Below are 19,676 nucleotides of genomic sequence, written 5' to 3'. Positions count from 1 at the left end.
GCCGTCCCGCTAGGCCAACGCCCGCGCCAGGTACGGATTCTCCGGGGAACGGGTCGGCAGACCGAGCGCGGCCGTGGCCGAGGCCAGCGTCATCGCGTACGACTCGACCGCCCGGCGGACGTTGGGGGCGTCCAGTCCCGCGCCGGTGACCAGCCGGTCCAGGTCGATGTAGGCGGATCGTACGATCTCGATGTCCCGGTACGCACGCCAGTCCCGTTGCCAGTTGTCGGTGTACTCGGGGGTCAGCGTCCGCGACCACCTGCTGAACATGCGCTCGCGGATCTCCGAGCGGGTCGGCGTGAGGTGCATGTGGCGGACCAGGTCGTAGAGCGGGTCGCCGACCACCGCCATCTCCCAGTCGATGATGGTCAGCGCCATCCGGTCGTCCCGGCGTACGAGGTTCCAGGGGTTCAAGTCACCGTGCAGCAAGGACGGTTCACGGTCGCTGACCACGTGCCGGCCCAGGATCTCCCGGAGCCGGTCGGCGTCGGGCAGACCGAGGAGCCTGGCCAGTTGCTGCGACTCACGCGGCAACGAGCCCACGAGGACGACGAGTTGCTCGCTCAGCCAGGGGTAGAAGTGCCCCCCGCCCGCCATCGGGTCGAGTCCGTGGTAGTCGACCCCCGTCAGGGCGGCGAGCTGGTCGACGAGCGCGTCCGCCTCGTGCGGAAGGAGCCCGCCCACCGGATGGCCGGGGGCCTGTTCGAGGTCCCGCCGGCCGGCATACGTGTGGACGGCGAAGCTCTCTCCGCGATAGCTGGTGCCCAGGGCGAGAACCCGTGGCGTCGCCACCTGGGCGCCCGACTCCTCGATGGCCTGGAGCACTGCGTGCTCGCTCAGGAAGCTCGACTCGAGCCGACTGGCCTTCGCCGCCACCTGCCGCCGGACCACCACGGGAAAGTCGACGCCCTCGACCCGGACCACCGAGTTGAGGTGCGCGGTCCCCTTGAACACCCGGTCGGCCGGTGCCGCGCCCTCGGCCAGCAGCGCGCGGCGCACAGCGGCGTGCGGAAACTCGGGGCGCTCCGGGACCCGCCTGTCCGGTGTCCAGCGGATGGCCGGCCGCCCCCCGCCGCCCTCACCCCCGCCGTCACCCTCCCGGGACGACGACATCTGCCAGCGGTACAGGACCTGTTCGATCGCCGCCACGCTCGGCACATCGGCCAGTCCCAGCGGCTCGGCCGCCTCTTTCAGCGCCGCGCTCACCGCGGATGTGGCCTCGGCGAGAGACTCCTGGTCGAACGTTTTTTCCAGTGAGCGCGCCGCCCGCATGACGTCGGGAAACACGGACTGTGCCCGCTCGAAGGCCACATAGCGCGGCAGGTCCCGCTCCAGACCGTTGACGGCACCGGGCCGGGTCGCCTGCATCGCCTCGGCCCAGGCGTCCACGACCTCGTTCCACTGGAAGTCCGGGTACCTCATACGTACGAGGTGGATGGCGAGGTCGTGCAGGGGGTCACCGTAGGTGGCCAGCTCCCAGTCGACGGAGGCGAGGGAAGAAGGATCGTTGTGGCAGGTGACGATCACGTTGTCCCGGTGCAGGTCCGCGTGCAGCAGGCTGTAGGGCCTGCGGGCCATCACGGGCACCCGCTGAGCCATCCGGATCAGCGCGTCCGCCGGGACCCCCAGGGCGACGAACAGCCCACCGTAGACAGCCCAATTGGACTGCCGGATGTCACGATCCGCGCGGTGCGCGAGCATCCGCAGGAAACCCTGCCCGTCCTTCTCGTTGCGCGGCAGACTGCTCGGCAACGACTCTCTGCGCACCTGGGACACCTGGGACATCAGTTCCGCGAGCGCCTTGACCACCGGGGCGCCGACCGGTTTGCCGTTCTCGGACACCTCGGAGAGCGGTACGCCGTCCACATAGCTGTGGATCGCGAAGCCGGGGCGCGAGACGAGACACTTCGGCGCCCGGGGCACGACTCCCTGGACGGCGTGCAGAATCGCCGACTCACGCTCCCAGGTCCGGATCACCACCGGCAACGCGTCCGCCCGGCGGACCCGCACGAGCACCCGCGAACCCGCCTCGCCGGGGACCACATGCGACACGGTCTCGGGCAGCGGGAGCACATGGTTGCGGTTGTGGTGCCCACCGCGCTCCACTCCCAGCTGCGGGGCCTGCCGCACGAACGCGGACACGACGTCGGGCCGCGCGCCGGTGGATCGTTCCCGCTGGGGGGGCCGGGGAACAGGGGGTGCGCCCACTGGCCGCTCCTGGTTGCTCGCGCGAGGTGGAGAAAAGAACGCACAGCTGGGCAAACGCTATGCACAGGGGTGCGTCCAGCACGACCGGAGCCCGGGCTCATTGGCCACAACGAGTGGGTTTGCCACTCATCTGCATCAGATCGTCCGAGGCAGGCGTGTTCGCCTTCTCATACGCAAGGACGGGAGCGGTTGCTCACTTGGTGCGGGCATGCTACCGGACGGAACTCCAGTCCTGCTCCAGGCCCAGTTGATCCCAGGTGGCGTCGAACCAGCCCTGTGCGCCCTCGACGAAGAGCGACCCCCGCGAGTTCGGGTCGGCGTCCCGGACGAACCGGGTCAGCGGGGCTCCGAGGCCCAACACGTCGAGCGCCGGGATCTCCTCACCGCTGTCCAGGACGACCGGCCGCCGCACCGGGACGTACAGGCCGTGCAGCGCCTCGACGCCATTGATGAGGTACAGCTTCCAGGTCGGGGCGATCGGCACGCTGCGGACACTGAACTCGGCCACGGACACCAGCCCTTCGGCGCGCAGTTCTCGCAGCGTCCGCCACGACGACTCCACATGCCGGAGCGTGAGGTCGACAAGACGCTGCCTCAGCCGCGGAGTGTCCTTGGGGTCGGCCGCCCGCAGATAGGGCAGGTCGACCGACGCGGTGGGCAGGAGCAGGCGCAGGGTGATGCGCGAGGGCCTGATCAGGCCGGCTCTGATCCGTTCCAGCTGGAGCTGGATGTGCGTGGCCAGTGACTCCGACGTCAGGGCGTAGACGTCCAGATCGACCTCGGGTTGCTCGAAGGCTTCGCTGATGAGTGGCCCCAGGGTCACCGCCGGCGGCGACGCGCCGGCCGGGACGGTCGAGGATCGCACCGCCCGCGCCTTGACGACCCGGGATCCGCTGCCCTGCCGGGACTCGATCCAGCCCTCGTCGCGCAGCTCCCTCAACACACGCTGCACAGTGTCCCGGGACACCGCGAACTCGTCGGCGAGCGCTCGCTGCGGGGGCAGCTGGGAGCGCAGGGGGTACACCCCCTGCGCGATCCGGTGCCGCAGGGCGTCGGCTACCCGGTCGAACGCCCTGCCGCCACCGTCGGCGGGCTGCCGCCCTTCCTCATTTTCCACACCTCGACCGTACCGCTCCCGGTCCACAACCAAACAGATTCCAGTCAACTGAACCATCAACTACCAGGCCGGTTAAGGGATCAACCAGGCCGGGCAGACCACTCTCAGGCCAACCAGTCACATTGGACGGTCAGTTGAATGCTTCCCGCAAAGTGGAAGGGGTGGGTGGGGGACATGCTCATGCTCCAAGCGGCCCGCGCGCTCTGCGAGTTCCTCCTGGGACGACTGGCCCAGCAGGTACTCGGAGTGCTGGGCCTGCTGCTCATCGCCGCGGTCGCCGTGGGCGTGCGCGCCCGCCACACCGGGCTGGCCGTCGGCGCGGCGATGGTGTTCACCCTGTTGATGATTCAGGCCTGACCTGTTCCCGACAGACCGCGAACCACACCCAGTACCGGCTCGAACGAATCCACGATCAGCTGTGCGCCCACGGCTCTGAGCTCCTTCTCCTTGCGCTCGTTACGCGCGTAGCCCAGGAAGGGCACTCCGGCCCGGCACGCCGCCCGGTAGTCCGCCGGGCTGTCGCCGATCATCAGGGCGGTGGACGGAGCCGCGCCCATCCTCTCCAGGGCGAGGTTGAGGCAGTACGGGTCCGGCTTGAGCAGATGGAGGTTCTGGGTGCGGCCATAGACGTGCGGGGAGAAGCACCTCGTCAGCTCGCGTTCCTGGAGATAACTGCGCACCGTTCTCGCGGAGTTGTTCGTGGTGATCGCGAGGCGGGCGCCGACCGCCTGCCAGGTCTGTATCAGAACGTCTGCGTACGCCGTGGGCATCGCCCCGGGCACTGCCCGCAGTTCCTCCTGGGTGAGACGTTCCTCCAGCTCCTCCACCAGGTCGCTGCCGGGGTGGCGCAGGTTGACGGCGCGAAGGACGACATGCGGGTCGGGGGATTCCCGTTCGGCCGCCGTGAGGAGGCCGTGCAACCCCTGTCGCTCGAGCCAGACCACCAGCTCGATGGCCACCTGTTCCGCCGAGTGCCCCGCGAACAGCCGGCAGATCGGCCCGTCGAAGTCCCAGAGCACGACACGCGCTCTGGCGATCAGTTCCCTCAGGTCCTCGGTCGCGGAGTCGATCACGGGCTCGGTCACGGCGGACGCCAGTTCGGTCTGTGTCGTATCAGAGGTCACTAGGAGAGTGTCAGGTCCGTCGTGATGGTTTCCCAGAGGGCGTCGAACCACTTCTGGGATTGCTCGACGAACGCCGTGTCCCGTTCCCCGGCACCCTTTTCGAAGGAGAAGAGGAGCGACTCCGTCCCCAGGGCGTCGTACATGTCCAGCGGCGCTCCGCTCTCCACCGGCTCCTCACGGCGGGCGATCATGTAGTACGCCATCAGCGCCTCCGTCCCGTTGAGCAGGTACAGCTTCACCGGCGGGGTGAACGGCAGCGCCCGGAACGTCACCCGTACGTCGATGCCGTGGGACGAGCGCAGGGCCAGCAGATTGTGCCGGAGCACATGGCCCTGTGCGTTGCGCTGAGCCAACCAGCGCTGGTGCACAGGGTCGTCCTCGCTGCGCCCCTCGACAGGCACCGGGAAGGCCAGCGTGATGTCCCGGGACGGCAGCAGGATGCGTACGTCGATCGACTGGGGACGGATGCGGCCCTCGTGGACCAGCCGCACCGGCTCACCGACCGCCAGCATCAGGCTCTCCGCGGTGAGGCAGGCCGCGTCGACACGGACGTGCGGCGCGGAGAACGCGTCCGTCAGACGCGGCGCCAGCCCCACCATCGTCGGCTGGGGTCCCTCCCGGGGCGGGGTCACCTCCGCGACGCGCGGCGGGCTGCCCTTGCTGACGTTGGTCAGCAGCCGCTCGGCCTGCAGGATGCGCAGCGCCTCCCGTACGGCACCGCGCTCGACGCCGAACTCCTCGGACAGCTCCGCCTGTGTGGGCAGGCGGTCACCGGGCCGGAGGTCGCCGGTGCGGATGCGGTCGCGCAGGGCGGCGGCGATCTCCTGGGGCGACCGTCTTCTGCTGCCGTTCACTGCCACGTTCTCCTGGGTCACAACCAAACGCTACAACTCCGATCCATCTTTGTGGAGTTGTTTGAAAGTTGTTTATGAGTAGTGGCCAAGTGGGGACAACCTACTCAGAGTTGGTGCCAACTCGACGAAGTTGGCAAACACCTTGCCGCACTGGATCTGCACCTGCCACCCGAAAGCCTGAAGGAGGAACCACCATGCCCGCCATCGCTCTCCTCGCCGCCGTCTTCATCAGCGGCTTCCAGCAGTTCATCAGCTGGCAGTACGGAACCTCCGGGGTCGTCGGACTGCTGCTGCTCACCATAGGCATCAAGGCCAGGAACGCGACCATCAGCTCCATCGGAGCCGTCGTACTCGCCCTGCTGGTCACAGGTCCAGCCTTGTGAGTGCGTCAGCCGGTGAGCACCAGATCCGAACTGATCGTCTCCCACAGCGCGTTGAACCACAGCCGCGACTGCTCGACGAACGTCGTGTCGCGCAGCCCGGCACCCCGCTCGAACGCGAACAGCATCGACCGGACGCCCTCGGCGTCGTACATCTCCACCTGCTCGTGGTCGATCTCCGCCTCGCGCCTCTTCAGCGTGTAGTACGCGAAGAGCGCCTCCGCCTCGTTGAGCAGATACAGCTTCACGGGTGGGGTGAACGGCAGCGCCCGGAACGTCACCTGTACGTCGATGCCGTGGGACGTACGCAGGGCACGCAGATTGTGCCGGAGCACCTGGCCCTGGGCGTTGCGCTGGGCCAGCCAGCGGCGTTGCAGCCGGCCGGTGGCCGAGGCCCCGGCGGGGGAACCGTCCGCCGACTCCACCGGCGAGGGGAACGCGAGGTCGATGTCACGGCTCGGCAGCAGCACCCGGACGTCGATCCTGGCCGGATTCAGCCGTCCGGCGTGAATGTGCCGCAGCGGCTCCCCGATGGCGAGGGTGAGCGACACGGACGTCAGACACAGGGCGTCGATCTTCACGTGGGGCGCCGCGAAGGCCGCCTCGATACGCGGCGCGAGGGCGACGGTCGTGGGCAACGGCGGGGCGGCGGGGCCGGTCAGCGCGGGCCCGGGGTCGGGCGCGACCGTCGCCGGGCTGCCCTTGCTGACGTTGGTCAGCAGCCGCTCGGTGTGCAGGATGCCCAGCGCCTTCCGCACGGCACCCCGCTCGACGCCGAACTCCTGGGCCAGCCTGGCCTGGGTGGGCATGCGCTGGCCCGGCCGCAGCTCACCGGACCTGATCCGGGTGCGCAGGGCGTCGGCCACCGCCTGGTGTGACCTCTGGGGCTCCACAACAAAACCCTACAACTTCCCGCCATCTTTGTGGAGTTCAAGTGAAGGTGGTTATGAGACGCCTCCAAGTGGAGATAAGTACAGTGAAGTTGGTGACCAACTTCAGGAACATGGCGAAACCTTCCAGTGGTTGGCGGCGAACTCTTCTCCGGAGGGGAGCCTGGAGCTCGCCCGCCACCACCACGACCGGAACGGAGGTCGACTCAAAAGCGAATCACCAGCACACCAGACGCGCACCAGAAGTGCATCAGAAGCGCATCATGAGCGCATCAGAAGATGTCCGGGCACCAAGGTCGCCTGGACGTACGCAGCAGGGCGTCGGCCGTACGGGCGGCGCCCGCTCGTTCTTCCCGCACCCTCCCCAGCGCCGCCAGCCGCACCGCCGACTCGTCGCCGAGCCACAGCGCCGCCAACTCCCTTACATCCAGGGTGATTTCGGCGGCCTCGCGGACACCGGCCGTGCAGGACCCGACGCCTTCCCCTGACACCTCGAGCCGATACCGCCCCCCGGCGAACCCGGCCTCGTCGACGACCTCCAGCACCAGACCACGGCTGCCACCGGCCGCCGTGACGTCGTACGGACGCGCCTCCAGAGCCCGTACGACATCCAGGATCCGCACCCACAGCCAGTCCGCGTGCGTGGCGATCCTGGCCGCGCGCGGGTCCGGCAGGAAGAAGGGGAGCAGGTCGTCCGGGGCGCGCCAGCCGGTCTTGACCTTGGTGATCCAGTCGATCGAGCAGAGGTACTGCCACAGGGCGCGCTCGGCGGCCGGTGTCGTGGCGATCAGCCAGTTCACGTCGGCGGTGTCCTGCGGCTGCTTGGCGTCCCACTTGTCGTCGGCCTCGTACGACACCAGCCCCTCGACCTCGCCGTCAGCGGAACGGTAGACGGCGTAGAAGGGCTCGTCCCACGACTCCCCGAACCGCACCTGCCCCGTGTTGACCTGCCACCAGCGCTCGTCCCGGCTGACGGCACCCGGCTGCCGCCGCGCGAGCCGCGCGTGCAGGTCGGGGCCCAGCTTGCGTACGTCCGCCGCGTCCACGAGGTCGATACGGCCGCCGTCCGCCGGGCCCGCCCAGCGGGGGTCCAGGCCCGCGCGCGGTACGTCGATCGTCCACTCGGAGGCCCAGGTGGCGGGCCCGAAGCCGTAGCGCCCGTAGATCCGGTACTCGGCGGCGATCAGCGTGGCGACGACATCCCCGCGTTCCTTCGCGGCGGCGAGGTCCTGGGTCATCATGCGGGTGAGGAGGCCTCGGCGGCGGTGGGTGGGGGACACGGTGACGTTCGAGATCGCGTCGGCGGGGACGGTTTTGCCGGCGCCGACGCTCAGTTCCTGCGGGAACGAGCGGAAGGTGGCGACGCAGCGATCGCCGTCGTACGCGCCGAGGCTGCGGCCCGGGAGGAAGCCTCCGCGGCGGGCCTCGAGCTCCACGTCGGTGACCTCGGGGGACCGAAGGAACCCGGTGCTCAGGGCTCTGATCCACTCCCGGAGTCCGTCCTCGGTGACGGTGCGTATGGCGATGTCGGCGCGGGGGGTCATGGGGTCAGGCTAGGGGGACCCCGGCGGAGGTGTCGCGGCCTTTTCCTTCGCCCCCGCCGCCCCTACCCGTCCCATCCTCGGGGGCGCTGCCCCCGAACCCCCGCTCCTCAAACGCCGGAGGGGCTGACATACCCAGCGGGGGTCTGGGGGCGCAGCCCCCAGGAACGGGATGGGACGGGTAGGGGCGGCGGGGGCGAAATCAGATCAGCAGGTCCTCCACCTGCGCCTCCCCCTCCCGATACCGCCGCGCGATCTCCCCACTGCAATCGTCAGCCGTCCGCTGCAACCCCTGCCGCCGCAACGAAACCTGCTGCTCATACCCCACCAACCGCCCCATCGCCACCGTCAGCTCAACATCCGTACGCGCATCCAGATCCGACAGCTCGACCTCGGCCAGCATCTCCGCCGCCAGCCGCCCGTACTCCTCGCTGTGCGGCGTCCCCAGCGTCACGTGCCGTGCCGACGACCGGTGCCGGGCCGGCGCGTCCGTAAGGATCTCCGACAGCCGCTCGACGACCGACCCCTCCCCCACCGCGACCACGGACGTGGGCCCGCGCCGCGCCAGCTCCGCCCGCAGGATGTCGATGCGCCCCTGCAGCAGCCGCCGTACGTAACTGAGGTCGGCCTCGTCGCGCTGGGCGTCCCGGCGCAGGACGCGCAGCTCGGACAGCCGGAGCACGGTGAGGTCGTGTCCGGCCGGAACGGGAGCCAGCAGCGAACTGATCGATGCGACCGGAGTGGCCGACGAGGCCGGTGCGGCCGGGGCCGCGTTGCGCTGCTCGGGCGGCCGGGCGGCCGTATGAGGCCGCCCGGGACTCGGTGTGCTCATGTGCCTCTACGTCCCCTCGACAGGCGAATGGGAGCATCGTGCCACCCCAAGTGACCGCTATGTGACCGAGTCCCCCCGAACGGCCCAGATAGGGGCTTAAGGATCAAAAAGAATCTCTGCGCGGACGGCACGGCATGATGGGCGTATGCGAGCGGTGGTGCAGAGAGTGGACGGCGCGAGCGTCGTCGTGGACGGCGAGGTGACCGGCGAGATCACGGGCGAGGGCCTGTGTGTCCTGGTCGGGGTCACGCACGAGGACACGAAGGAGAAGGCGGCCCAACTGGCCCGCAAACTATGGTCGATTCGCATGCTGGCGGACGAGAAGTCGTGCTCGGACATCGACGCCCCGCTCCTGGTCATCAGCCAGTTCACCCTGTACGGGGACGCCCGCAAGGGCCGCCGCCCGACCTGGAACGCGGCAGCCCCCGGGGACGTCGCCGAGCCGCTCGTGGACGAGGTGGTCGCCCAACTCCGTTCCCTGGGCGCGACGGTGGCGACGGGCCGCTTCGGCGCCCAGATGCGGGTGAGCCTGACGAACGACGGCCCGTTCACGGTCCTCATCGAGATGTGAGCGGGCCGTACGGGAGCTACGGCTCGACCACGACCTCCTGTGCGGCAGCCGTCGTATCGGCGACCAGCCGCGCGTCCACCGCCACGTTCCGCTTCACCAGCGCGAGCGCGACCGGGCCGAGCTCGTGGTGTCGTACGGACGTCGTGATGAACCCGATCTTCCGCCCGTCGGGGCCGTCGTCCGCGAGGCGGATCTCCGTGCCGGCCGGGGGCAGGTGGACCTCGCTGCCGTCGAGGTGCAGGAACACGAGCCGGCGCGGCGGCTTGCCCAGGTTCTGGACCCGGGCGACCGTCTCCTGGCCCCGGTAGCAGCCCTTCTGCAGATGCACCGCCGTACCGATCCAGCCCAGCTCGTGCGGGATGGTCCGGTGGTCGGTCTCGAAGCCGAGACGCGGCCGGTGCTGCTCGACGCGCAGCGCCTCGTAGGCCAGCAGCCCTGCCGCGGGCCCGGCCTTCTCGGCGTACGACTCCAGTTCGGCGCGGGGAAGGAACAGATCACGCCCGTACGCCGTCTCGCGTACGACGACACCGCCGGGGACCTCCGCGATGGCCCCCGCCGGAAGATGGACGACCGCGAACTCGTCCGTCCGGTCGGCGACCTCGACCCGGTAGAAGAACTTCATCGACTCCAGGTAGGCGATCAGCGCCTCCTGGGTTCCGGGCTCCACATGGGCCCAGGTGGTCGTGCCGTCGTCGACGAGGTACAGCGCGTGCTCGATGTGGCCGTGCGCGGACAGCACCAGCGCCTCGGTGGCCTGGCCCACGGGCAGGTCGCTGACGTGCTGGGTGAGCAGCAGGTGCAGCCAGCTCAGCCGGTCGTCGCCGGTGACGGTGATCACGCCGCGGTGGGAGAGGTCGACGAATCCGGTGCCCTCGGCGAGGGCACGCTGTTCGCGGAACAGTTCGCCGTAGTGCGCGGCGACGCCTTCGTCCACCCCCTCGGCGGGAACGGCGCCGGGCAGGGACAGCAGGGGGCTCTTCATGCACACCAGCCTACGACGACGCCTACGAGTCGGTAGTTGAACCCTTGAGTTCCTAGAGATCCTTGCGATCCCTGTGATCCTTGAGCGCCTTGAGCGAGCAGTCCTTGCAGCGGCCGAAGATCGCGAAGTGCTTCATGTCGGTCTCGAACCCGAAGTCCTCGCGAAGCTTGGCGGTGAAGTCCGCGGCGACGGCCACATCCGTCTCGATCACGTTGTCGCAGTCGCGGCAGACGAGATGGATGTGGTGGTGCCGGTCGGCGAGATGGTAGGTCGGTGCGCCGTGGCCGAGATGGGCGTGACTGACCAGCCCCAGCTCCTCCAGCAGCTCCAGGGTCCGGTAGACCGTGGAAATGTTGACCCCCGAGGCCGTCTTCCGTACTTCCACGAGGAGATCGTCGGGGGTCGCGTGCTCAAGGGTGTCCACGGCTTCGAGGACAAGCTGTCGCTGCGGGGTCAGCCGGTAACCGCGCTGCCGCAGATCACTTTTCCAGTCGGTGCTCACCACGTCGTCCAGTCTAGGCCGCGGTCAGGGACGGGCATCACTCTCCGGGCCCTCCGGGGACAGGACTCCCGTCATGAGGAGATCGGCGAGCGTGCCGCGGAATTCTCCCGTCGCCCTGGCGATCTCCGTGTGGAGGCGGACCTTTTCGTCGAGCGCGGCAAGAGTCGCGCCGATGGCGCGCTGCTCGGCGGGCGGAGGCACGAAGACGGGGAGCTCGCCCAGTTCACGCGTACTCAGCGACGGGATCACCGCGCTGGCCGACCGCTGGTGCATCCAGCTCTGCGCGAAGCCCGCGCTCAGATACCCGGTCAGATAGGCCGCCAGGGACCGGTCCGGGTCGTCGAAAAGCCGGAGCCGGAAGAGGTTCGCGTGGTACAGCCAGCCCTCCTGCTCACCGGTGACCATGGCGCACCGGCCGACGGTACCGGTGCGGACGACGAGTACGTCCCCCTCGATGAGCCGGTACTTCTGCAGCATGCGCGCCCGCTCCAGGACGACCCCGATGCTCTCGGCCGGAGTGATCCGCTGGTGGACGACGTCCCGGGGCAGCACGAGCGGTACGCCCTCGTCCGCGTCCGTGCGCTCCTTGCCCTTGACCGCCGGTCCGACCTGGAAGGAGCACAGATCGCGCAGGGGAAGTCGCTGCCAGCCCTCGGGCAGGGGCGCCGGGCCGCCGGTTGGGTCGCTCACAGTCCGTACCTCCTCAGCCGTAGCTCTACGAGGCGGTCGATCATCTTCGCTTGCTCGCGCAGCCTCTCGAGTTCATCCGACAGCTCCGCCAGACGGTCCCGTGCCACGGCCACGGCGTCAGAGGCGCCCACCGGCGGCAGGTCTTCACGTACGTAGAGCGCGGGTTCCAGTCGGTGGTCCTGTGCCGCGATCTCCGCGAAACGCACCGCCCGGCTGAGTCCCGGCTGCACACCCTGTCCGGACTCGCGCCACGACGTGTATGCCCGCACCAGCCGGTCCATGTCCTCGTTCGCCAGCGCGCGGCGTGTCCGGGTGGCCATGTTGCCCAGATCCGCCCCGTTCACGAAGAGGACCGGCTCCGGGCGGCCGCGAGGGGCGCGCAGGAACCAGATGTGGGTCTGGATCGCGGTCAGTTCGAAGAGCCGCGACGGCAGGGACATCACGCACTCGACCACGCCGTCCTCGATCATCGAGGCCCTCGTCCGCCGCTCGGCGCTGCTGCGGGAGGCGGCGCCGGCGGGCATGAGAACGGCGGCGCGGCCTTCGGGGGCGAGGCGGGAGACCACGTACTGGAGCCAGTCGAACTCCGCGGAACGGGATTCGCCGTAGCGCCAGTGTCTCGGCGTGTAATGCGGCAGGCGGGCCGTGCTGCCGAAGGGCGGATTCGTGATCACCACATCGAAGGAGGCCCGCAGGTCGCCGAGGTCGTCGTTCCGCGCGGCGTACCTGGATCCGGGGAGGATACGGGCGTGTCGCGCGCCGTGGAGCACGATGTTCATGTGGGCGAGTTCCATGGTCCACTCGCTGTCGGCGCGGCCGGTGACGGACTCGGGCACCCCGCCGCCCTGCTCTGCGACCGCGTCCAGGTACGCGGACAGGAGTTCGCCCGTACGGACAAAGGGGTCATGCAACCGCTTCGCGGAGCCCTGGGCGGCCAGGGCCCGTGCCATGACCCGGCTCACCGACCGGGGCGTGTGGTACTCCGCGGCCGCTCTCGCGTCCGAGTTGCCCAGGAACTCGAGGAGGCGGTCGAAGGCCTGGCGGGTGTCGTCCGGGGACGCGGGCGGATTGTTGTCCAGAATCCGAATGACCTCGGGCAGCGGCACCTCCCCGTGCCCCTGCCCCGGCCCGTCAAGATCCCGCAGGGCGGTCTCCGGGTCCTTGACGAAGCGTGACCACCGCTCCGGCTCCCGGATCTGGACGAAGACCAGGGACAGCAACACGTACAGGTATTCGGACATGCGCAGCCGTCCACGCAGCCGCTCCGCGTCCTGCGCGCCCAGTTGTTCCACGGCCGACAGCAGGCTCCCGGACCGATGCCCGCTCAGGCCCGCCCGGAACCGGTCGCCGTACGTCGTCCCCGTGAGCTCGCCGAGCTCCAGCGCGTTGGCCGGGATCGTACGGCCGGACAGCCACTCCAGGACCTGGTCCGCGCGGAACCTGTCGAGGTTCCCGCCTCCGACGGGGGCGGGGAAGTCCGGGTGGCGCCGTTCCCAGTTGGTGACGGCGGGGCGCTTCACCCCCGCCATCCGGGCGATATCGGAGCGCGAGACCAGTACCTCGCCGACGTCACTCAAGGGGATCGTCCTTGCGCGCGAGCACGGCCGGGAACCCGTCCATCGCCTCCACCTCCTTGGCCAGGTCAGGGCTGAGTGCCTCCAGCACCCGGTAGATCCTGGCATGAGCGGCGCCAGGGTCCTCCTGGTGGATGGGCTCGTGGTGCATGACCCGGTTGCGCAGACCGACCACGGCCCACAGGTCGTCGTACAAGTCGTCACGACGGCCGGCGTACGGGAACGCTTTGTGCAGAGTGGGTACCCAGAAGGCACGGTCGTAGCGGGACACGAGCAGGGTCGCCCAGAAGCCGAAGGTGAGCTCCGTGACCACGTCGTCGACGGTGATCGGCCGTCTGCGCCGCTTCTGCTCCTTCGCCCGCCTCTTCTCGTTGTCCGCACACTTCTTCTCCGCCTTGGCGACGAGGTCAAGCCCTCCCCGTTCGAGCGGCGCCACCTTCCACCAGTCGGGACGGCCGTACTTGGTGACCAGGCAGTCGTGCAGGGCGTTGCGCACGGCGAGTTCGACGCACTGCAGCGGGGCGTACAGAGCCGCCGACGCCTCGACGTTCCACCGGTACAACCTCATCGCGGCCTGGGGATCTCCCCCGGCGGCGCGCAGGTAGGGCTTGAGCCGCGGCTTGGAGAAGTACCGCTTCATCCACTCGGGCATCCTGTCGACCACTGTTCCCCCTTCTTCCGGACACACGGATGCCCGGGACGATTTCTCCTTACGGAATGAGCGCTGTGCTAAAGTCGATTCCGAACGCTCTGGCCCGCCTCTGCTTGCATGCCAGTCAGGGCACGGCTTGTCGGAACCCCGGTCGCACTCCAATTGCGACCGGGGTTCCGTGCGTTGATCCCAACGATAGCCGGTAGTAGTCAGCCAGAGCAAGCGCATTGCAGTGCGATGGGATCTGTTAACCCCTGTAGGGGTGTGAAACAGGGCCCCGCGCACACCGCGAGGCCCTCTGTTTCACTTCCTGCACTTCCTGCCCGTCGCGCCCGCCCTACTTGAAGAACGCGATCCCGTCGTCCGGCAGGTCGTCCGGCAGGGCCTTCGCCCAGCGTTCGACGTCTTCCGGGGTGACGACCTTCTTCAGCTGGGCCGACATGTACGGGCGCAGCTCGACCTCCGGGGTCTGCTTCTCGCCGACCCACATCAGGTCGCTGTTCACGTACCCGTACAGCCGCTTGCCGCCGCTGTACGGCCCCGAGGCCGCCGTGCGGGCCACCGCGTCCGTCACGATGTCGATCTGCGGCTTCTTGGCGGCCAGCTCGCCGTACCAGACCTCGACGACACCGTCCTGGCGGACCATGACGACCTCGACCTTGCGGTCGGCGTCGATCCGCCAGTAGCCGGACTCCGACTCCAGCGGCCTGACCTTGTTGCCCTCGGCGTCCAGCACCCACGAGTGGGAGTGGTACTCCAGGAAGTCGCGTCCGTCATGCGTGAAGCTGACCTCCTGCCCGAAGTTGCACTTCTCGGACCCGGGGAAGTCGTGCACACCCGCACCTGCCCAGTTGCCGAGCAGGAAGACGAGGGGCACGAGGTCCTTGTGAAGGTCGGACGGGATCTCGATCATGAGCGACGGTTCCTGTGATTCCTGGAGACGGGGGTCGGCTGATTCCTGGAGACAGTGGTCAGCGCTGGCCCTGGTACAGCTTCTTGACCGTCAGACCGGCGAAGGCGAGAACGCCGACGGCGACCAGAACAAGCAGGGCTTCGAAGAATGCCTCAAGCACGGGGTGCTCCTCGGACGAGACGATCGGGTGGGGCGCGGGGCCCGGTGGTGTACGGGGACCGGGCCCCACTCTAGTCGGCCGGGGCCCGGAGCTCTCGCCCAGGTCGGTTCGAACGCCACGGTCCTGGTCGACATGTCTCAGCCGAGCAGCTGGCTCTGCAGGACCACCGTCTGCTGGAACGGGACCGCCTCCGCCGTGCCCTTCCTGGACTGGAGGATCACCGCGTAGACGTCCCCCGCGGAGAGGTAGGCCTGGCGGTCCTGCTCGGCACCGTACGGCTTCGCCTCGACGTAGGCCGTGCGAGAGACCTGCGCGACGGCGGCCGCCTCGGGGAAGTCCTCGTCGTAGAGAGTTTCGGTGGCACCCTTCACCTGGTAGCGCGGGCTGGTGTACGCGACGGCGTCGCTGGCGAACTCCGTCTCCACGACGTTCGCCGTATCGAACTGAAGCAGATAGACGCGGGTCCGAGTGCCGTCCGGAGTGGTCCAGCCGCGGGCCGCGATGTGCCGCAGACCGGTGTCGACGAGTTTCTGCCCGAGCTCGTCCCGCTCCTCCTTCACCGGGTACTCCGCCAGGTACTCCTTCGCCGTCAGCCAGCCGTCCGAGCCACGCAGTGCCTTGTCCTCCTTCGCTCCCTCGGGCGCGGGCACGACGAGGGCTCGCAGATCGGCGTAGTGCGCGCCCACGGCGTTGCCCTCGGCGAAGGGCCCCGGGCTGGCGGAGGGCAGCGGCGGCTTGGTGAGCCGGGGGAAGACCCAGCGGCCGTCGGACTCCGTTGCCAGTCCCGGCAGGTCCGTACGTTCCAGGCCCGCGATCCCGTACGCCGTCGCGGTCGCGGTCGCGGCGAAGACGCCGAGAGCCAGGGTCCAGCGCAGGACGGCGGACAGAACCCGCCGGTCCTTGCCCACCGGCGGTGCCTCGGGGACAGGCTGTGCCGCGCCGAGGGGTGTTCCTTCGGCGACGGCCGGAGCGTTTTCAGCGTGCCCCGGGTTGTCCATGACGTTCGGCTGCTCGGTCATACCGCTTCCCCCGGCTCAGTGATGCGGTCGAGTTGAGTGCGCAGCAGCGTCGTGACGCCCTCGGTGACCATGGGGCTCGGCCCGTACGCCGTGACGGAGACCAGGACGTCGCCCACGTAGGCGGAGCAGAGCATCATGTCGAGGGCTTCCTCGTCGTCCCCCGGCAGCCGGAAGCATCCGGCGGTTTTCTCGTACCCCTTGATCTTCGGGACATCGCTGAAGACGTCCAGCGAGGCCAGGAACCTGTTCTGCGCTGTCGAGCTCGCGCGTACGGCGGCCCTGTTCTCCATCTGGGAGAGCACGATGCTCACGGCGTACATGTTGTCGCTGCGGTATCCGTGCGACTCCTGGCTGTAGTAGCTGCGCATTGCCATGCCCTTGATGCGCTGGCGGTCGATCGCCTTCTCCAACTGCTTGCGCTGAGCTCGGGGCAGGCCACGCACCGCCTCCTTCCGCAGAGCGGTGGCCTGGGCGCCGCCGAGTTGCGCGTCGGAGCCGAACTCCGCGAGGTCGGGGCCCTCGGACCAACTGTCGCCGCTGTAGGGCACGAGCACGCCCGCGAGTCCCGGCCGGGCGGTCACCTTCTCCTCCTCAGCCTTGACCTGCGGGAACTTCCAGGTCGGAGCCCCCGCGTCCCGGTCCGCGCCCCGCACGGTCACCACCGTGTAAGCCACACCCGCGACCAGCGCCCCGGCCAGCAGCACGCAGGCTGTGACGGCGGCGACGCGCCCGCGTCGCGCCGGCTTCCCCGCCTGCGCGGCGACCGGCGCGACGACCTGCGCGACTGGTTCCGCTGCTTGAGGATCGGACTCGCGCTTGTCGTGCTCCTGTGTCTCGTGGTCACTCACAGCCGCTCCATCTGCCGTTCCGCCAGATCCAGGATCGTCTTCCCGGCGATCGGCTTGGTGTCGTGGACCCAGATCTCCATCGCGACATCCCCGCGCCGGGCATGTGCCTCGGCCGCGTACTGCGTGACGTATCCGGGCTCGGTGTACGGCCGGGTGTGGACGTAGGCCATGCCGTCACCGGTGCCGGGGATGGCCCAGCTGTCGACGCTGGTACCGCTTTCCGCCCAGTCCTGATGACTGGAGCTGGACTCGGCGGCAGCCTTGCTGTCCTCCTGCCGAAACTGGACCAGCCGGATCTCCACTCTGTGCGAGCCGCCGATCTCCCAACCCACGACGGCTGCCCGGCGAAACTCCTTGTTGACGAGGTCGATGAACTTCTCGCCCGCCTCGGTGAAGTCGTCGGAGTATGCCGCGATGTCCAGCCAGCCGTCGGTGCCTTCAAGCCGGTCGGACTCCTTCGCCCCAGCCGGCTTCCTCAGCAGCAGCTTCCGCAGATCACCGCCGGTCCTCACCCGCCGGTCCTGCGCCGCGGACAACGGCTCCGGCCCTTCCCCCTCGGCCTGCGCGAGCACGTCCTGCGAGATCGGGGGCAACGCGGTGGGCTCGCGGTCAGCCTGTACGAGGTAACCGGCGCAGGCGCCGGCGAGGAGGCCGAGTACGGCGGCCGAGGCGATCAGCAGAGTGGTGCGACCACCGCGCTGACGCGCTGGTACGTCTGATAACTGCGGTACTTCCAAGATGTCCCCCACACAACGCAACGCACGGATTCCGTATCCGCGCGCACAGGAGACCCATGGTCAACACACAGAGTTGTAGGGGAGTTGATTACGATTTGGACTACCGTCCGGCCTACCATGCGGCCATGGCAAAGAAGCTCGTGATCAAGGTGACCGCGGGGGCCGACGCCCCCGAGCGCTGCTCGCAGGCGTTCACGGTGGCGGCGGTGGCCGTGGCCAGCGGGGTCGAGGTGTCGTTGTGGCTCACCGGGGAGTCTGCGTGGTTCGCGCTGCCCGGCCGGGCCGCCGAGTTCGAGCTGCCGCACGCGGCGCCACTGCCCGACCTGATCGACTCGGTGCTTTCCGCTGGGCGCCTGACCCTGTGCACACAGTGCGCGGCCCGGCGTGACATCACCGAGAAGGACGTCATCGAGGGCGTACGGATCGCAGGCGCGCAGGTGTTCGTACAGGAGGCGATGGCAGAGGGGACGCAGGCCCTCGTCTACTGAAGCGAGGTGTCCCTGACAGCGCCGACGAAGACCGTCCAGGCGCCGGCCTCAATGAGGAGGGCGCCACGGTTGGGGTCTTTGCTGTCCCGGACGGGGACGAGGGAGGGGAGGTTGGAGGCGACCTCGATGCACTGGCCGCCGTCCGAGTTGCTGTAGCTGCTCTTACGCCATGTCAGGCTGCTCAGGTCGATGGCTCGCACGGCACTTCCTCCAACATCCGCAGGACGAATATCCGCGACTCGGCCAGGGACAGCGCCAGGTCACGTACCGCATCATATGTCCGTTGCAGACGCTCAACCCGGCTGGTTTCCTCGATCAGTTCACCTCGTACGTCGTTCTCGGCGTAGGCCACGGTACGGCCGTCCAACAGCCGCAGAAACATCACGTCTGTGCTCACCAGACCGTGTGGACCGGCGCTGAACGGCAATACATGAAGCGTGATGTTCGGATGATCCGCAGCCTCCGCCAGGAACTCCAACTGCTCCCGCCATTCACGTGAGTCGCGCAGCGACGTGCGCAGCACCGCCTCGGAGAGAACGACACGGAACGGCGGAGAGTCATCGCCTTCCAGCAACTTCCGTCGCCCTGCGCGCGCTTCGACCTGCTGGTCCAGCTCCTCCCCCTTGATACCGCCTGCCGCGAGCGCCTCACGGGCGTATGCGTCCGTCTGGAGAAATCCCGGCGGCCTACTCACGGCGTAATGCCAGAGGCTCACCGCCTCGGCCTCCAGCGTCATGTACCGCCGATACTGCTCCTTGAACTGCGTCGGGTCCCCAACCGCCAGTTCCCACAAGGTGAGCAGCAACCCACCCGTCCCATAATGCTGATCCAGCGCCTGAGCCACCTCAGGGCTCCCCAGCGTCGCCCCGCTCTCCAGCTTGCCGAACAGCGACGCGTCCCACCCCAGCGTTTCCGCGAGCTGCCGCAGGCTCTCCCCCCGCTCCTGGCGGAGTAACCGCAACTCCTCCGCAAACCGTCGCCTGGGTTCCTGGCTTCGCCCCGTGATCACCCTTCTCGACGGCATCGCATCGCACTCCTGCCCGTGGAATTTATGGAATTTGCGGCTCCGCGCGCCGAACAACCGCTGGTCATCGGCGTTTTGGCGGCGCGGATGGGCCATGCTCACCCTGAACCCGAATACGCAGAGTAGTACAAACACCGCATTCCGTATAGAAGTTGGATGAAAGGAACGGGTCTCATGACAACCGAGCCCACGACATCCTTCGAGCCCGGCACGCTGCTCCACGACCCGGCGACGGACAGAGTGGGCGAGTACCAGGCCACCGTCGGCCCGTACGCGCTGCTGCGCCCCGTCGGGGGTGGCCGCGAGTGGCAGGCAGCCCCGGCCTCACTCCGCGTGGCCACGCCCGAGCAGCGGCTCAGCGCCGGCGTACGCGCGGCCAACGAGCGTGCGGGACGCGCCACTTGGGGTTACGCGGCGCTGGACCGACCACCGCTACCGGTCGCCGACTGTGAGACGTGCGCCGAAGTGGCCGCGCTGCGGAGGGCCGCGCAAGCGGCATCGGACGCCAGCGCGGAGACCGACGCCGACGTCCTGATGCGCAGGCACCACCGTGCGGCGCACGGCGCGTGA

General features: G+C 68.9%; 23 protein-coding genes. 5 read left to right on the top strand and 18 right to left on the bottom strand.

The window, feature by feature from the left end; all coding sequences use genetic code 11:
- Positions 1-9: 9 nt before the first annotated feature.
- Positions 10-2,208 (bottom strand): aminoglycoside phosphotransferase family protein, encoded by a 2,199-nt coding sequence (locus ABZ855_RS34215; RefSeq protein WP_360813452.1) that lies wholly within the window; start codon positions 2,206-2,208, stop codon positions 10-12.
- Positions 2,209-2,419: 211 nt separating this feature from the next.
- The gene (locus ABZ855_RS34210; protein WP_360813451.1) at positions 2,420-3,325 is read right to left on the bottom strand and encodes a winged helix-turn-helix domain-containing protein; all 906 of its coding nucleotides are present in this window, start codon (positions 3,323-3,325) and stop codon (positions 2,420-2,422) included.
- A gap of 138 nt (positions 3,326-3,463) precedes the next feature.
- Here ABZ855_RS34210 and ABZ855_RS34205 point away from each other — a divergent pair, with 138 nt between their 5' ends.
- Positions 3,464-3,682 carry a hypothetical protein gene (locus tag ABZ855_RS34205; RefSeq protein WP_360813449.1) on the top strand — a complete coding sequence of 73 codons (219 nt, stop codon included), beginning with the start codon at positions 3,464-3,466 and terminating at the stop codon, positions 3,680-3,682.
- Here the strand turns inward: ABZ855_RS34205 and ABZ855_RS34200 are convergent.
- Together ABZ855_RS34200 and ABZ855_RS34195 are read right to left on the bottom strand one after the other, a co-directional pair.
- Positions 3,673-4,449, bottom strand: coding sequence for an HAD family hydrolase (locus ABZ855_RS34200; protein WP_360813447.1), 777 nt, complete (start codon positions 4,447-4,449; stop codon positions 3,673-3,675). The two genes, ABZ855_RS34205 and ABZ855_RS34200, sit on opposite strands and share 10 nt — an antisense overlap.
- Complete coding sequence (locus ABZ855_RS34195; RefSeq protein WP_360813445.1) at positions 4,449-5,330, bottom strand: GntR family transcriptional regulator; 882 nt, start codon at positions 5,328-5,330, stop codon at positions 4,449-4,451. Before ABZ855_RS34195 ends, ABZ855_RS34200 begins: the two co-directional genes overlap by 1 nt.
- A 167-nt stretch (positions 5,331-5,497) precedes the next feature.
- On the opposite strand from ABZ855_RS34195, the gene ABZ855_RS34190 reads away from it, so the two are divergent.
- A complete protein-coding gene (locus ABZ855_RS34190) occupies positions 5,498-5,686 on the top strand; it encodes a hypothetical protein (RefSeq protein WP_360813443.1) in 189 nt (62 codons plus the stop codon).
- Between the two features lie 5 nt (positions 5,687-5,691).
- On the opposite strand, the gene ABZ855_RS34185 is transcribed toward ABZ855_RS34190, so the two are convergent.
- The 3 genes from ABZ855_RS34185 to ABZ855_RS34175 all read right to left on the bottom strand — a co-directional run bounded on the left by ABZ855_RS34185 (position 5,692) and on the right by ABZ855_RS34175 (position 8,946).
- Entirely contained in the window at positions 5,692-6,576 is an 885-nt protein-coding gene (locus ABZ855_RS34185) for a winged helix-turn-helix domain-containing protein (RefSeq protein WP_360813441.1), read from the bottom strand.
- 269 nt (positions 6,577-6,845) lie between these two features.
- Positions 6,846-8,117 carry a GNAT family N-acetyltransferase gene (locus tag ABZ855_RS34180; protein ID WP_360813439.1) on the bottom strand — a complete coding sequence of 424 codons (1,272 nt, stop codon included), beginning with the start codon at positions 8,115-8,117 and terminating at the stop codon, positions 6,846-6,848.
- A 199-nt stretch (positions 8,118-8,316) separates the two neighbouring features.
- Positions 8,317-8,946 carry an aerial mycelium formation protein gene (locus tag ABZ855_RS34175; RefSeq protein WP_360813437.1) on the bottom strand — a complete coding sequence of 210 codons (630 nt, stop codon included), beginning with the start codon at positions 8,944-8,946 and terminating at the stop codon, positions 8,317-8,319.
- A gap of 145 nt (positions 8,947-9,091) precedes the next feature.
- Here ABZ855_RS34175 and dtd point away from each other — a divergent pair, with 145 nt between their 5' ends.
- Positions 9,092-9,517, top strand: coding sequence for a D-aminoacyl-tRNA deacylase (dtd, locus tag ABZ855_RS34170; protein WP_360813434.1), 426 nt, complete (start codon positions 9,092-9,094; stop codon positions 9,515-9,517).
- Positions 9,518-9,533: 16 nt separating this feature from the next.
- Here the strand turns inward: dtd and ABZ855_RS34165 are convergent, their stop codons facing one another.
- From ABZ855_RS34165 to ABZ855_RS34125, 9 genes are all read right to left on the bottom strand, one after another.
- The gene (locus ABZ855_RS34165) at positions 9,534-10,499 is read right to left on the bottom strand and encodes a folate-binding protein (RefSeq protein ID WP_360813432.1); all 966 of its coding nucleotides are present in this window, start codon (positions 10,497-10,499) and stop codon (positions 9,534-9,536) included.
- A 52-nt stretch (positions 10,500-10,551) separates the two neighbouring features.
- Entirely contained in the window at positions 10,552-11,004 is a 453-nt protein-coding gene (locus ABZ855_RS34160) for a transcriptional repressor (protein ID WP_360813430.1), read from the bottom strand.
- Between the two features lie 21 nt (positions 11,005-11,025).
- Positions 11,026-11,691, bottom strand: coding sequence for a restriction endonuclease subunit S (locus ABZ855_RS34155; protein WP_360813428.1), 666 nt, complete (start codon positions 11,689-11,691; stop codon positions 11,026-11,028).
- Complete coding sequence (locus ABZ855_RS34150; protein ID WP_360813426.1) at positions 11,688-13,268, bottom strand: N-6 DNA methylase; 1,581 nt, start codon at positions 13,266-13,268, stop codon at positions 11,688-11,690. Before ABZ855_RS34150 ends, ABZ855_RS34155 begins: the two co-directional genes overlap by 4 nt.
- Positions 13,261-13,929 (bottom strand): hypothetical protein, encoded by a 669-nt coding sequence (locus ABZ855_RS34145; protein ID WP_360813424.1) that lies wholly within the window; start codon positions 13,927-13,929, stop codon positions 13,261-13,263. The genes ABZ855_RS34150 and ABZ855_RS34145 overlap by 8 nt, the downstream gene beginning before the upstream one ends.
- Positions 13,930-14,254: 325 nt before the next feature.
- Positions 14,255-14,830, bottom strand: coding sequence for an FABP family protein (locus ABZ855_RS34140; protein WP_360813422.1), 576 nt, complete (start codon positions 14,828-14,830; stop codon positions 14,255-14,257).
- 297 nt (positions 14,831-15,127) lie between these two features.
- A complete protein-coding gene (locus ABZ855_RS34135) occupies positions 15,128-16,009 on the bottom strand; it encodes a hypothetical protein (protein WP_360813420.1) in 882 nt (293 codons plus the stop codon).
- Entirely contained in the window at positions 16,006-16,857 is an 852-nt protein-coding gene (locus tag ABZ855_RS34130) for a hypothetical protein (protein WP_360813418.1), read from the bottom strand. Before ABZ855_RS34130 ends, ABZ855_RS34135 begins: the two co-directional genes overlap by 4 nt.
- Positions 16,854-17,606, bottom strand: coding sequence for a hypothetical protein (locus ABZ855_RS34125; RefSeq protein WP_360813416.1), 753 nt, complete (start codon positions 17,604-17,606; stop codon positions 16,854-16,856). The genes ABZ855_RS34130 and ABZ855_RS34125 overlap by 4 nt, the downstream gene beginning before the upstream one ends.
- A 113-nt stretch (positions 17,607-17,719) precedes the next feature.
- On the opposite strand from ABZ855_RS34125, the gene ABZ855_RS34120 reads away from it, so the two are divergent.
- The gene (locus ABZ855_RS34120; RefSeq protein WP_360813414.1) at positions 17,720-18,082 is read left to right on the top strand and encodes a DsrE family protein; all 363 of its coding nucleotides are present in this window, start codon (positions 17,720-17,722) and stop codon (positions 18,080-18,082) included.
- On the opposite strand, the gene ABZ855_RS34115 is transcribed toward ABZ855_RS34120, so the two are convergent.
- Together ABZ855_RS34115 and ABZ855_RS34110 are read right to left on the bottom strand one after the other, a co-directional pair.
- Positions 18,076-18,282 (bottom strand): DUF397 domain-containing protein, encoded by a 207-nt coding sequence (locus ABZ855_RS34115; RefSeq protein WP_360813412.1) that lies wholly within the window; start codon positions 18,280-18,282, stop codon positions 18,076-18,078. The genes ABZ855_RS34120 and ABZ855_RS34115 overlap by 7 nt on opposite strands.
- A complete protein-coding gene (locus ABZ855_RS34110; RefSeq protein ID WP_360813577.1) occupies positions 18,264-19,106 on the bottom strand; it encodes a helix-turn-helix transcriptional regulator in 843 nt (280 codons plus the stop codon). The genes ABZ855_RS34115 and ABZ855_RS34110 overlap by 19 nt, the downstream gene beginning before the upstream one ends.
- A gap of 174 nt (positions 19,107-19,280) precedes the next feature.
- Here ABZ855_RS34110 and ABZ855_RS34105 point away from each other — a divergent pair, with 174 nt between their 5' ends.
- The gene (locus ABZ855_RS34105; protein WP_360813410.1) at positions 19,281-19,676 is read left to right on the top strand and encodes a hypothetical protein; all 396 of its coding nucleotides are present in this window, start codon (positions 19,281-19,283) and stop codon (positions 19,674-19,676) included.

The organism is Streptomyces sp. NPDC047042, from assembly GCF_040644035.1.
Lineage (GTDB): Bacteria > Actinomycetota > Actinomycetes > Streptomycetales > Streptomycetaceae > Streptomyces.
The sequence above is the reverse complement of the archived record's forward strand: the minus strand, read 5'-3'. Positions and strand labels throughout refer to the sequence as shown.